Source organism: Ruegeria sp. AU67 (assembly GCF_900312795.1).
Taxonomy (GTDB): Bacteria; Pseudomonadota; Alphaproteobacteria; order Rhodobacterales; family Rhodobacteraceae; genus Ruegeria; species Ruegeria atlantica.
Genome location: NZ_OMPH01000030.1, coordinates 323,525 through 335,429, shown reverse-complemented (window position 1 = coordinate 335,429; position 11,905 = coordinate 323,525). Strand labels below are relative to the sequence as shown.

Below are 11,905 nucleotides of genomic sequence, written 5' to 3'. Positions count from 1 at the left end.
GGTTTCGCGAAGCCCTGATAGACAAGGGAATAAAGCCCTGCATCCCAGGTCGGAAGTCACGCGACAAACCTCTCCGGTACGACAAGCGTCGCTACAAACGACGCAACAGGATCGAGATTATGTTCGGACGCCTCAAGGACTGGCGGCGTGTCGCTACCCGCTATGATAGATCCCCAAAGGTCTTCCTGTCGGCCATCGCTCTCGCGGCTACCGTCCTATTCTGGCTGTAAATCAATGAGTCTGGAGCCTAGAACGATCTGGGTCCGGCCAAACAATCTTTTCCAGGAACGCGGCTAATTTCAGTGAAAGCAGTGTGCTGAACTTCGACTGGAATGTGATGAAGTGAGAAGAACAAAGACGCTAGGTCCTGCGAGCCGGAGTCGAGAGGTAGGTCTCCGGCAGCCCCAATCCTAACGTCGATGTTTCTTGGTAGATCTTCTTTGGCCTTCGCAACTTTGTCCGAGTCTATTTCTATTGCGGTGACTTTGGCTCCTGCAGCGTACAAGTCTCGCGAATAGACGCCGTCACCCGCACCAACATCGACGACTTGAATACCTTCAAGTTCGCATATCGATTTTAGGTGATCGATGTGAGTCATTGCCAACTCCAGCAAATCTGATTGGTCTTGCAACAGATTAGCACACCCGTTCCCCTATTTCCGTTTTGGGTTCGGAGCGGACCTTAACTTCCCGTAGAAATTGCTTGTCCGGTGACGTGTTGAAGATCGCTCTGCGGTGGCATTTATCCAGCCTGTGGATGCACCAACGGTTACTCAGGCGAGCGTGATCAGCCACCCGCCCCAGACAATCAAAACCAAGCCCAATCCCCGGCTCAGAAACCTCCCGAATGGCAACGTCTTTTCCGCCAACACTACGATTGTAAGTACGGCAACCCACGGCAGGTTCATGACGCCCAATACAAACAACAGCACCATCAGCATCCAGCAGCAGCCAAGACAGTAGGCCCCGTGGTGAAGCCCCATCTTCGCGGCACCCAGGGTTCCCTCCTGCCAATGAGCCGTCAGAAAACTCATGGGCGAGCGGCAATGCTCCAGGCAAGCGTTCTTGAGCGGCGTCCACTGAAACAACCCGGCGAGTATCAACATCACGCCGCCCACAGTCGGCGCAACCCTCCCCATCATTGAGGAAAGCGCGCCGCCCGTGTGCAGCCACCAATTCAATACCGTCGCCGCCAGCGAGAACACCAGCCAAACCAACATATACCCCACCACGAAGCTGCCCGTTGGCACGAAGGGTCGCCCTGCCTCCTCCCGCTTCGCGCGGACCCGCTCGTAGATCATTACGGCGGGTGTAACCGAAGGCAGCATCATCGCGAGCATCATCACCGCCCACATGATAAGCATGAAGACAAAATCCGCGACGGACCACTGCATCATCATCGGCATGGCCATGTCGCCAACCATCGTCATCGAGGACGAACCAAGCCCGAGGTAAATTGTATAGGCCCACGCCAGCGCCGTGAGCGCGACTAACGCTGCCAGCACCAGCGCCCGATCTCGTCGTGCGACCCCTACAGCATTCATTAGGATGGCCTGAAGATCCGGCCCGGCCTCAGCCGGCCCAAGCGACTTGTCCGACCACACCCGACCGGCCCGTCCAGGTCACGGGCATATCCGCGTCGTTCCAAGTGGTTCCTTCACTGGGGGCCAGATCACCTTCATGCCCCTCATGCCCGAAGGCGAGGCTAAACGCGGCGTTCTGCAGTTTCATCTTGTTGCCGAGGTCATTGACCAGGCGACGGGATTTCATCTCGCCTACGCCGGCCACGCTTGCAGTTATTTCGCCATCGGCCTCGATCACGCTGATCCCGGCGCGTTTGGTTGGAAGCCAGGTCGACAACAGGCTTGCCGGCACCTCCATGCCGCCACCGGACGCACCCTGCAAGATAGTCTCCAATGCCGCCGCCTGCGCATCGCTGGCGTTTTCGTCAATGTACACTCGCCCGGTGCCGTTGGCGTCGAACAGTGTCGGCCCGGGGAAATGCAATGAGACAATCGCGTTTTGGCCAGAAAGGTCCACGCCTTCATGAGAGCCCTCGCTAATGCGTATCAACAGGGACGTCGCGCAATACCCTTGGTCCAAGAGCATAAGGTCAGCTTGTCCGAACCAGCATGGGCAAAGCATGTTGCAATTGCAGGTCTCGACGAGTTCCCCTGAAACATTCCAAGACATGATTTCTCCTCCCATCCCATATTTTCCACGGAGGCATTTTAGCAGAAAGGCTGCTTTTCACCAATCAACCAGAAGGTTAACCATGTCTCCTCAGGGCACAGAGCTGCCTATCCCTACAGCTTACATGATTAGCTGGTTGGCAGCCCAAGCCGGTCCTTCGCAACAAAGCCGCCATTCGTCACCAAGCGATCCAAACCGAAATATCATTGGGTTCTAAGCTTAACTGATTTGATCATGCTGGTTTTATCAATGTTCCCAGATATGCCCGAGTGTCGGCATCCCACGAGCTGGGGTCCTCTCCATGAGCGACCACCGCGTGGAGTTCCATGAGTTTCCATACTTCATCTTTGGTCGCTGCGATCACTTTGCCTGGGCAGGCCTCCATGCCCTCGCAATCCTTGCAGGCATATGAAAATGCGGTGTTCATCATTTTCTCCTCTTTCTGAACGGGAAAGTTGATCAAAACTCAGGAAACGTCGGGAGACCGTCGTCGAGTTTTATCCATGGCTGCTGATGTGACACGAAGACGTGGGCCTTGGGTTTCGCAATCGATGGGTCGTCCAACGTTGCAGCAGAAAACCAAGCGTCAGCACTCCAGTCTTGGCCCTCAACTTCATTTAGGGCGGCATAGGTCAACGTCGTTCCACAGTCCCGACAAAACCCGCGGCGAATACCCGAAGTTTTCTCAATGTGTTGGATTTCGCCTTTGATAACGGCGAAGTCTTCGGCGGCTACCTTAGCCCAAGTTACAAAGACACCGCCAAGGGCCATTTGGCATGAACGGCAATGGCAATGACCCGACCACGCTGGCAGGGTCGCTAACTGGTATCTAACAGCACCACAGTAACATCCACCTTGAAGTTTTTCCATCGTATCAAGATCTCCTGGCATGCGGCTAGGTTGACATCGGCACTAAAGCATCCGCTCCAATATTTTATAATAGCAGCGCAGATTTCACTGTGAATAATGTCAAGAATGCCGATATCATGCGACTCAAATAGTTTAGCCAAGCATTAGAAAATCTACAGTATGGATTGGTTGCACCTTCCCCCGATGAACGCTTTGCGCGCTTTCTCAGCAGTTGCGGAAGCAGGGAGTTACACCGTGGCGGCTGAACGCTTGAACGTGACCCAAGCGGCTGTTAGCCAGCAGGTGAAATCGTTGGAAAGACATTTGGGTGTAGCTCTCGTTGCCAGACGTGGGCGCAGCATTGAACTGACTGAGCCAGGCATCATTCTTTCACGTGAACTGGGTATCGGCTTTGAATTTATCGGAAGGGGTGTCGAACGACTGGCGGAACATGCAGCGCACCGTCCCGTTCAAGTGACAATGTCACCAGCATTCGCGGTGGAGTGGCTATTGCCGAGAATGGCAGAGTTTCAACAACAACACCCAGAGATCACTTTGATGCTGAACCCAACTTCTGAACTGGTTCAGATAAAGCCAGGTGGCATCGATGTCGCCATTCGGTATCACGACAGACGCATGCCGAGAAAAGAAGAGGATACTGTTCTTGTCTCCGACATGGTCGTGATCGGGGCACCTTCACTGTTGGGAGGCCAAGATCTGCGTGACCCGGCCTCTTTAACGAAGCTGCCCTGGTTGCAGGAACTGGGCACAAATGAGGCGGCCGACTGGTTCACCTATCATGGGGTCGTACCTCCCGAGCCATTGACCATAAATCACATGCCGGGGAACCTGATCATGACTGCGGTTCGCCGGGGCGACGGTATCACGTATTCCGCCAGAGCTTTTTTCGAGGACGATCTGTCATCTGGTCGGATGATTGAGTTGTTCTCTGAGCCACTCTTCGGCGTCTATTACATCCAGACGCAGGTGGAATTTCAGCGTCCCGAGGCTAAGGTGTTCGTCAACTGGCTAAAATCTCAGTCGCAAGTCGTATCGAGACACAACTCTGGAAGCTGAGACGTATCTATTTCCACCTGCTCTGTTTGCTCAAGACCGTTGGTTTCGCCGTTTCTTAAGGCTGCTCTGTGGAGGAGCCAGCTGCGATCAGAGCCGCCATCCCTCCATCGATAAACTGCACGTTTTGAAAACCCATCGCAGTCAATACGTTTGCCGCTGCCGCGCCTCGGTAGCTAGGAGCGCCGCCACAAGTGGTGAAAATTCGCCTTCCACGATCCTGTAACTCTTGAGATCTGTATTCACTTTCAAGGTCTGCCATCCAAGCGACGGCGCGACCAGGAGCCGGAATTGCTCTAGGGCTGATACCTGTAGCCGCCATTTCAGCGCTATCCCTCACGTCCACTACAAGTGCGTTGGGGTCTTCGATCAGTACTGCCAGCGCGTCAGTTGCTGAAATCGGATTTGCTTTGGATATTTCCTGAGCTTCCATTTGTGCGAATGTTAAGACCATATTGCCCCCGACTGCAAATCCTGCGCTATGCTACCATGCGGCTGATTTACCGCAAATCGGCACCGAAGCGATGCTTGGCAGTCTTGTCGTCGTCCAGACTGTTGCCATCAACGAAGTTAAATAAGTCCCGGTCAACGGCAAAAGCGGGCCTCGCAAATACCCCGGCCATTGCTGTTGATCAGTGATTACTGGGCGGCCAAAGCCTTCTGCCTGCAATAACACGATGCCTTGATCGGCACCTCGGCGCGAGCAGTGGCCTTGTCCAGTTGTAGCTTAATGTGGGCGGCTTCGACCATTTCACCGCGCCGGGTTAGACATTCGTGTAAGCCATGCAGGCTCCAGACGTTGCCCGGATGCTGACAGGCCCGGCTAAGCGTTGCATCCAGGCCAAGGTCTGCACGGTAAACAGCTTCGGCTTCCTCCATCTGGCCCTGCTCAAGAAGAAGAGCACCCAGCGCATGACGGGTGGGTTGCATCCAGCCCCAGGGCTCGTCGTATGGCAAGTTGTCGTCGATCTCGACTGACTTTCGCAGGTGGTCAAAGGCCGTTTCGTGCTCTCCTGCGTGATAGGCCAACTCACCCAGCATCATTTGCTCAGCGACCTTCAGAATGTCCCGGCATGTGTTGTTGAACAGCATTCGGGTCTCAGGAACTCTGGCCAGAGCATCATAGAACTTGGCTTTTTCACTCTCGGCTTCGGCGACCCTGTGTAGGTTGGCCAAGGCAACCGTCCTTGCATGCCGCATCATGGCAATGGTCACGCTGTAAAGCTCTTCATCCTCTGGCAGATCCTGATCGAGAATATCCTGCCAGAGACCAAACCTGATCAGCACATGTTGCTTCATTGGAATGAAGCCTTCAAACCAGTTCGCCATAGGCCGAAGAGTGTCTGACGGCAAGGTGTCGATCAGCTCATCGGCGGCTTCGATTGCTGCCGATGGTTGCCCCAAGAACATCGCACCGTATATTTTAAAGTGATAGTTGTGGCACCGATAGACGGAATAGAAATTGTCAGGGCCTTCGCGCTTCAGAAACTTGCGATCTGCCAATATGGCTTTGTGATTGCGCAGTACCACGTTCATGTAGTCTCCGCACAACACGTCGATATGGGTCGGCATGTGCAACAAATGCCCGGCCTCGGGCACCAGCGTGCTGAGCACATCGCCGTGACGCAGTGCCCGTTCGGGGTGGGGCGACATTTCCATCAGGTGAATGTACATGTGCAATAGTCCTGCGTGCTCCCATGCTCCGGAAAGTGTATCGAACGCATTTTCAAGCACGGATATTGCCTCGAGCGTATCGGCCCTTTCGGCGGGCTTTCCGGTCGGCAAATCCCAAAGCTGCCAGGGTGTCCGGTTCATGAGCGACTCGGCCAGAATCGCAGACGCGTCCAGGTCCTGATCGAATTCGGTGTGAACCTTTCGCATCGCATCAGCGAAGGCATCATTCCACGGGCTGAAATCCTCAATATCCGATGAGGATGGATAACGCGCTGGAATGGCATCGATTAGCGCGCGTTCAACAGGCGTCAGCCGGTCCTTTAACGACGCAGCAGCCTCGATTGACGCTTTCGCCAAGGCGATACAGTCAGGCTTCTCTTCTTCTTCGAATGTTTCCCAGGGCTTGTTGTAGTTCGGCCCAATACAATACGCGATGCCCCAGTGCGCCATTGCGCAATTTGGATCCGCAGCCACGGCATTCTGAAAGCATACAATCGCTTCTTCGTGGTTGTACGCGTAAGTCCAAGCCAAACCACGATCAAACCAAAGCTGGGCTTTGTCCGACGATGTTGTGATCTTTCGGCTGTAGCTACCGAGATCATAGTAATCCATCACAATAACCCCCTAATTAAAGGTAGGAGGTTACCACAATGGGCTGTTTCTCGATACTGGCGACATCAAAGCCGACCCAAGGCATAGACCCGACTTATATGAGCCCCATTTGATCGAAGCACTCTTCTTGGCGACTGATCAACTTATCGGCCGCGTGAGTGACGCGCCGTCGGTTTGGTTTGATTGCGTTGGGCGGGCAGTTTGTCCGACGCAACAAGCCAAAAGGATGTCCGCTATGGGGCTCAGTATTGACGTTCTCCGCGGTGATCAGGGTTGGCTTTTTGCCGGTCGATCTGGACATTCGAAACTAGACATTGCAGATCCCGAGATGCGGACTGTGCGACCATCCGCATTTTCACTCCAAAGAACCGTAGTACAGCCCAAAGCAGACATGCCACAGCAACACGCGGGACGGGAACTGCCGTTCTTTGCTAGTCGCAAAGTCATTCATGGGAAACTCAAAAAGCGGCCATTCAGGTTCAGTATGACGATCTCGACGATCCCGCGGCCGCACCTATGTCACCGAAGCGCCCTGTAGAACGGTCAGTCCACTGTAGCGTCTGTTCAGCGAGGAAAAATCGACGTCACCTCAGTTTTAGTAACGCCTAACAAAGCCTTAGATAGAACAGGAGAGGCATCAACGTTTACGGATAAGCAGAGGGCGTTGCACCTCACAAACACACCTTAGTCTGTATTTCGGGCAGTGCGAAAAGCGATCATGGTTAAGTCATCCAAACGTTCTTCATTCGTACTATAGTCTTGAAAAGCGCTGTGAATAGCCGACAATAGATATTCCGAACACGACCACTCTTCCTGTTCAAATACAGATACAATTCTCTGGAAACCAAAAGCTAAACGTTTTTCTCCACCTAATTGGTCAATCAACCCGTCAGTTGAAATAAAAAAATCTGTGATTTGATCCATTTGAACTTCGTGCTCCAAGTATTTTGGACCAATTGGAGTATCCGCATACCCAATGCTCAGCTTATCACCTCGGATTCGGTCAATGCCGGTTTTGGATTTGACCAAAAGAGACATGTGTGCACCTGCAAACGTCGCTACCCCTTTTGCTGAATCGATCTGGCATATCGCAGCGTCCATGCCGTCGTTGGAGGTCCCGTTTTCAGTATCCTGGTTTAGAAGTGAACGCGTCAAATCGCTCAACTTGGACAGCGCCAGCGACGGGCTAAGCGTTTCATTTTCGAAGTAGAGCCGCTCGAGTGTAGCGATTGCCAACATGGTCATGAAGCCTCCGGGAACGCCATGTCCGGTACAATCAATTACGGCGAGCGTCGTAATTGGGCCATCCGTTTTGACCCAGTAGATATCCCCACCAACCAAATCGCGTGGTTCCCATATGACAGCGAAGTCAGCAAAGGCGGCCTTGCACTGGCTTGTTCTGGGCAACAAACCCTGCTGAATTCGCGTGGCATAGTTTACACTTGCGACGATCTGGTGGTGCGCCTCGCGGATTTCACTGACACGTTCAACCTCCCGATCCAACATTGAGTTATAGCTTTGAACAACCTTGCCAATCTCATCTTCCGACTGGTATGGGACAATTTGAGGGTCATCGTATCGCTCGAACCTTTCAATGGCTTTCAACATTTGGCCGAGAGGTCTGTTAATGAGCCATAAAAATGCAGCGGCACCTGCTAAGATGAGTGCAAATCCCCCGAGCATTCCAAGAAGTACCACAACCCCCACTTCTGTCCTTAACTCATCGTTCAAGATCTCCTGATCAATTCGGACCAACATCGTGGCTGGCCCTGCGGCCGTCGGAACAGAAACGACGACATCTAGACCAGATTTTTTTATCTTGTCGCATCCAATAGCAGGCCAGGAAACCAAAGAATCCGAGCTTGGCTCTAACCTCTGTTCAGCGCAAATAATGTAAGGAAAACCCGAATAGACGGCGAGCAGGCTCGTTGCTTGCGCAAAATTCCCTACTTCAACCAATTCAGCCAACGGGCGTGCTATACGATTGGCAATCGTTGCAACCTCTGCGGCAACCTGATCCGTTTGAGCTTTCTTTTTAAATTCATAGTAAAAAAGAAGCACAATGGCATTTAACACGCCTCCGAGCAGGAGCGTCGCCAAAATATGCTTCAGAAATATTCGGCGCTTCAAGAATGTCCAGAGTTTACGCAATAAATGCCTCTATAGTGTTCGGCATCTAGTTCCCGATGTTCTTCATCGCGGCCTGAAGAGCGCCACGATTGTTGACGATCATCTGCACAACTTTGTAGTCCCCGGAAACTTCCCGCACAAGAAAGTCTGCCGTCACGGTGTCGCCATCTTCGGTTATCATTTCAGAGCAGACGAAATAGTCATTTCCCGCAAGAAGAACCATGGGATGAACATTCGCAGGGTAAACGGTTTCAAACGCGTTGGTTGTCGTGTCCAGATACGTGTAAGAACCGTCGACCATCACCCCATCGACATGCGAAATCATGGCGGATTGGAGCTTTGCCTTGACCTCAGTTGGAATGTCGGCCGCTGTAGCCGGGTTGGACGATATTACTACGGCAGCCACACACAATAGCCTAATCACATTAACCTCCCCACTAACAACACTGCACAATTGATACACTAAAAATGCATAAATGTGTATCTTATGATATTAAGACCTGAATTGAACTTGGTGCCACCCAAGCATGACCAAGGGGAACAGATGCTTGCAAGCGAAGTCTACGAACTACGCGCCAACCTGCGCCGACAAGGCGTTGTCTTTGCATACAGTGGTTATGTAACCGAAGGTATTCTCAGTGGTGTTGGCGATGCGTTAAAGCAGAAATTAGTGTCTGAAGATGCTGACACCAAAACTCTCCGAAGCGTTTTCGCTGTTTTTGTAGAGCAAATGCAGAACATCATCAGATATTCAGTTGAACGGCTACCAGCCGACGATGAGACCGAGGTGTTGGACATAAGTTACGGCATCGTGACTATCGGCAACGAGGCCGACGGCTATGTCGTTCATGCGGGCAATCTGATCCTTTTGAGTGACGTAGATAACATGCGAAAACGACTTTCCGAACTACGCGCCATGAATCGTGAGGAACTTAGGGCTGCGTACAAAGGCCAACTCCGGTCAGAAACTGACGCCGTCAGCAATAGTGCAGGTATCGGGTTAATTGAAATTGCGCGCCGAGCGTCAAAGCCAATAGAGTTTGATTTTATGCGGATTGACGATCAGCACGCATTCTTCGCACTCAAAGCGACGGTTTAAGAGGGTACGAATGCAGAAAATTGATATCCCGGCAACAAACCGCACCCCAGCTGTGGCGTTCGATTTTGACGTTGGCCACCTCAAACTGATTGGGGAATCCTACCCTGAAGATGTTACGACATTTTACAACCCGTTGTTTGATGTTTTGAAAAGTTGGTTGTCGGATGGTTCAGTATCCAAATGTCGTTTTGACTTTGAACTCATCTATTTCAATTCGTCCAGCGCCAAGGCCATCATGATGATCATGGAGCTTTTGGATTCCGCTGCTGAGGCGGGGAATAGCGTTGACGTCTATTGGTTTCACGACCCCGAAGACGAGACCATGGAAGAACTTGGGGAGGAGTTTGGGGAAGACCTGAAGCATGCCAAGTTCACACTGGAAAAGTTGTTGGATCGATGACTATCGACGATCTCTTTGTTCGCGAGAATGAGGCTTTGGAAGTCGCGGAAGAAGCTTTAAACACTGGACAATTTCCGAATGATGAAACACGCAAATCAATTGAAAACCTTGTCGGAGAATACAGAAAGCTGCTCAGAACCACGCGGCGCATGATGCGATTGAGTGATCGCAACGAGCGGGAACTGAATGCACTAGCCGAAAAACAGCGCATCGCCGCCGAAGAAGTTACCCAAAAAAACCAAGAGCTTGAGGCATTGTCAGGAAAGCTTGCCAAATACTTATCGCCTCAAGTCTACAACTCGATCTTTTCCGGTCGCCAAGAAGTTAAACTCGCGAGTAAGCGAAAAAAGCTGACAGTGTTTTTCTCGGACGTCGCCGGCTTCACAGAGCTTACGGATCAGATGGAATCGGAAGACTTAACAGAACTCCTGAACAGTTACCTGACCGAAATGGCGGAAGTCGCTCTGAACCACGGTGCGACGATAGACAAGTTTATCGGCGACGCAATCCTTGTCTTCTTTGGAGATCCGGAGACTAAAGGGGTGCGGGAAGATGCTTTGACATGCGTGAGAATGGCAATTGCAATGCGAGACAAGTTGACAGAGTTGCGGGCAAAATGGAGCCGTCATGGAATAAGGCAACATTTACAATGCCGTATAGGTATCAATACAGGCTTTTGTACGGTTGGCAATTTTGGAAGTGACGACCGAATGGATTACACCATTATCGGCGGCGCTGTGAACGTGGCATCAAGGTTGGAGCATCAGGCCGAGGAAGGAGAGATTTACATCTCGTACGAAACCTGGGCGCACGTGAACCACGAAATAGAGACCGAAGAAGTTGGAGCTATCCAAGTCAAAGGCGTGGCTCAACCTGTCATGACATACCGCGTCTTGGGTCAAAAGAAATCGAGACCGCGCGCAGAAAAAGTAGTATATGAAAACCCGAATTTTCAAATGGTGTTGGACCCGAGCTCGATGACACCAGAAGAACGCGCCGCAAGCTTAGAGATACTTAAGACGGCGCTTGCATCACTCCGTAAAAACGAACACTGAGGTCTCGCAGCCAGTGTTTGAACGTGTCTCGGAAAATTCCCACGAATACTCAAGAACTGTTCCATGCTGTGGACAAGGTCAGTTTTGTTCATACATCTGAATTAGATGTAACCTGCCTCAAAGGTAACTTCGACCGCGGACTGTGAGCTCACCCAAGCCAAAAGATTGCTCTTGCAGCGGACGGCTGCAATGCGATCTGCGACCGCAGAATAATGACCTACGCTTGGATGTCAGAAGAGAGCTGTTCGCCAAACTTTGCAAAGCCCGCTTGCTGGCTTTTGATCCGCTTCGGTGAGTTATTTTGGCCTGGAGCGCAGCCAATCAGGGAGTGAAAACAATGAACAAGACTTGGTTTTAGGACGCTTAGTCTAATAGTGATACAGCGGGCATCGTCCTTCAAGACATCACCGGAAGAAGCATTCGTTTTCCTGAAACCGTCGGAAATTCGCACCGGTTTTACGTGGGCGATGACCAGGCTCTCGAAAACAACATGAGCCGTCAGCCTGCTAGGCAACTTTACTGGTGACTGAGAGTATTTTGAATTGGTGGCCTGGCGGCATACCAGGCCCTCTCTAATCAAGTCTTGGCGCTAAAGACTTCGAAGTTAGGTATTCACCACACGCAACAGATGCTCAAAGTCACTCTGGACAGCGTCCTCGAGGAAGGCCCGAATTCTGGCTTGTTCGGCTCCGGCTTTTTCGGCTGCGGTCTGGCAGCGTGCCAGCACTTCAAATGCATTGGCGTTTGTTCTGGGCAGGTCGATGGTTGCAAGTTTTTTCATGTCAAATCCTCTTGTAGATTACCGGGCAACCATCGCGGG

15 protein-coding genes are annotated in these 11,905 nt (G+C 51.9%); 5 read left to right on the top strand and 10 right to left on the bottom strand.

The features are described from left to right. Positions 1-230, top strand: a 230-nt coding sequence (locus DK510_RS18495; protein ID WP_160116402.1) for a transposase, incomplete at its 5' end; no start/stop codon positions are given. A gap of 17 nt (positions 231-247) precedes the next feature. Here DK510_RS18495 and DK510_RS23645 read toward each other — a convergent pair. The 5 genes from DK510_RS23645 to DK510_RS18470 form a co-directional block, all read right to left on the bottom strand. After that, positions 248-598, bottom strand: coding sequence for a class I SAM-dependent methyltransferase (locus DK510_RS23645; RefSeq protein WP_109313331.1), 351 nt, complete (start codon positions 596-598; stop codon positions 248-250). Between the two features lie 174 nt (positions 599-772). Next, positions 773-1,543, bottom strand: coding sequence for a DUF2182 domain-containing protein (locus tag DK510_RS18485; protein WP_109313358.1), 771 nt, complete (start codon positions 1,541-1,543; stop codon positions 773-775). Between the two features lie 28 nt (positions 1,544-1,571). Next, positions 1,572-2,192, bottom strand: a complete 621-nt coding sequence (locus DK510_RS18480) for a DUF1326 domain-containing protein (protein WP_160116569.1) — start codon at positions 2,190-2,192, stop codon at positions 1,572-1,574. Between the two features lie 232 nt (positions 2,193-2,424). Continuing rightward, complete coding sequence (locus DK510_RS18475) at positions 2,425-2,619, bottom strand: DUF1059 domain-containing protein (protein ID WP_058272354.1); 195 nt, start codon at positions 2,617-2,619, stop codon at positions 2,425-2,427. Positions 2,620-2,651: 32 nt separating this feature from the next. Beyond that, complete coding sequence (locus DK510_RS18470; protein WP_160116568.1) at positions 2,652-3,062, bottom strand: GFA family protein; 411 nt, start codon at positions 3,060-3,062, stop codon at positions 2,652-2,654. A gap of 159 nt (positions 3,063-3,221) precedes the next feature. Here DK510_RS18470 and DK510_RS18465 point away from each other — a divergent pair, with 159 nt between their 5' ends. After that, entirely contained in the window at positions 3,222-4,118 is an 897-nt protein-coding gene (locus tag DK510_RS18465; RefSeq protein WP_109313328.1) for a LysR family transcriptional regulator, read from the top strand. Between the two features lie 55 nt (positions 4,119-4,173). Here DK510_RS18465 and DK510_RS18460 read toward each other — a convergent pair whose 3' ends face one another. The 4 genes from DK510_RS18460 to DK510_RS18445 all read right to left on the bottom strand — a co-directional run bounded on the left by DK510_RS18460 (position 4,174) and on the right by DK510_RS18445 (position 8,955). Then, positions 4,174-4,569: a rhodanese-like domain-containing protein gene (locus DK510_RS18460; RefSeq protein WP_109313327.1), complete on the bottom strand. Its 396-nt coding sequence runs from the start codon at positions 4,567-4,569 to the stop codon at positions 4,174-4,176. A 185-nt stretch (positions 4,570-4,754) separates the two neighbouring features. After that, on the bottom strand, positions 4,755-6,401 hold the full coding sequence (locus DK510_RS18455; RefSeq protein WP_109313326.1) for a tetratricopeptide repeat protein: 1,647 nt from the start codon (positions 6,399-6,401) through the stop codon (positions 4,755-4,757). 684 nt (positions 6,402-7,085) lie between these two features. Then, on the bottom strand, positions 7,086-8,552 hold the full coding sequence (locus tag DK510_RS18450; RefSeq protein WP_109313325.1) for a SpoIIE family protein phosphatase: 1,467 nt from the start codon (positions 8,550-8,552) through the stop codon (positions 7,086-7,088). 25 nt (positions 8,553-8,577) lie between these two features. Further along, a complete protein-coding gene (locus DK510_RS18445; RefSeq protein ID WP_160116567.1) occupies positions 8,578-8,955 on the bottom strand; it encodes a hypothetical protein in 378 nt (125 codons plus the stop codon). A 120-nt stretch (positions 8,956-9,075) separates the two neighbouring features. Here DK510_RS18445 and DK510_RS18440 point away from each other — a divergent pair, with 120 nt between their 5' ends. Genes DK510_RS18440 through DK510_RS18430 form a run of 3 tightly spaced genes read left to right on the top strand, consistent with a single transcriptional unit; the run spans position 9,076 to position 11,085 of the window. Beyond that, entirely contained in the window at positions 9,076-9,630 is a 555-nt protein-coding gene (locus DK510_RS18440; RefSeq protein ID WP_109313324.1) for a SiaB family protein kinase, read from the top strand. A 10-nt stretch (positions 9,631-9,640) separates the two neighbouring features. Further along, positions 9,641-10,030, top strand: coding sequence for a DUF1987 domain-containing protein (locus DK510_RS18435; RefSeq protein ID WP_109313323.1), 390 nt, complete (start codon positions 9,641-9,643; stop codon positions 10,028-10,030). After that, positions 10,027-11,085 carry an adenylate/guanylate cyclase domain-containing protein gene (locus DK510_RS18430; RefSeq protein ID WP_109313322.1) on the top strand — a complete coding sequence of 353 codons (1,059 nt, stop codon included), beginning with the start codon at positions 10,027-10,029 and terminating at the stop codon, positions 11,083-11,085. The genes DK510_RS18435 and DK510_RS18430 overlap by 4 nt, the downstream gene beginning before the upstream one ends. Before the next feature lie 604 nt (positions 11,086-11,689). On the opposite strand, the gene DK510_RS22875 is transcribed toward DK510_RS18430, so the two are convergent. Further along, positions 11,690-11,866 carry a hypothetical protein gene (locus DK510_RS22875; protein WP_160116566.1) on the bottom strand — a complete coding sequence of 59 codons (177 nt, stop codon included), beginning with the start codon at positions 11,864-11,866 and terminating at the stop codon, positions 11,690-11,692. Positions 11,867-11,905: the final 39 nt, after the last annotated feature.

Bases quoted from the DNA above. Each gene is read 5' to 3' on its own strand.
- DK510_RS18475 (WP_058272354.1), bottom strand. From the start codon at position 2,619: ATGAACACCGCATTTTCATATGCCTGCAAGGATTGCGAGGGCATGGAG.
- DK510_RS18440 (WP_109313324.1), top strand. From the start codon at position 9,076: ATGCTTGCAAGCGAAGTCTACGAACTACGCGCCAACCTGCGCCGACAA.
- DK510_RS18470 (WP_160116568.1), bottom strand. From the start codon at position 3,062: ATGGAAAAACTTCAAGGTGGATGTTACTGTGGTGCTGTTAGATACCAG.
- DK510_RS18430 (WP_109313322.1), top strand. From the start codon at position 10,027: ATGACTATCGACGATCTCTTTGTTCGCGAGAATGAGGCTTTGGAAGTC.
- DK510_RS22875 (WP_160116566.1), bottom strand. From the start codon at position 11,866: ATGAAAAAACTTGCAACCATCGACCTGCCCAGAACAAACGCCAATGCA.
- DK510_RS23645 (WP_109313331.1), bottom strand. From the start codon at position 598: ATGACTCACATCGATCACCTAAAATCGATATGCGAACTTGAAGGTATT.
- DK510_RS18460 (WP_109313327.1), bottom strand. From the start codon at position 4,569: ATGGTCTTAACATTCGCACAAATGGAAGCTCAGGAAATATCCAAAGCA.
- DK510_RS18480 (WP_160116569.1), bottom strand. From the start codon at position 2,192: ATGTCTTGGAATGTTTCAGGGGAACTCGTCGAGACCTGCAATTGCAAC.
- DK510_RS18435 (WP_109313323.1), top strand. From the start codon at position 9,641: ATGCAGAAAATTGATATCCCGGCAACAAACCGCACCCCAGCTGTGGCG.
- DK510_RS18485 (WP_109313358.1), bottom strand. From the start codon at position 1,543: ATGAATGCTGTAGGGGTCGCACGACGAGATCGGGCGCTGGTGCTGGCA.
- DK510_RS18455 (WP_109313326.1), bottom strand. From the start codon at position 6,401: ATGGATTACTATGATCTCGGTAGCTACAGCCGAAAGATCACAACATCG.
- DK510_RS18465 (WP_109313328.1), top strand. From the start codon at position 3,222: ATGGATTGGTTGCACCTTCCCCCGATGAACGCTTTGCGCGCTTTCTCA.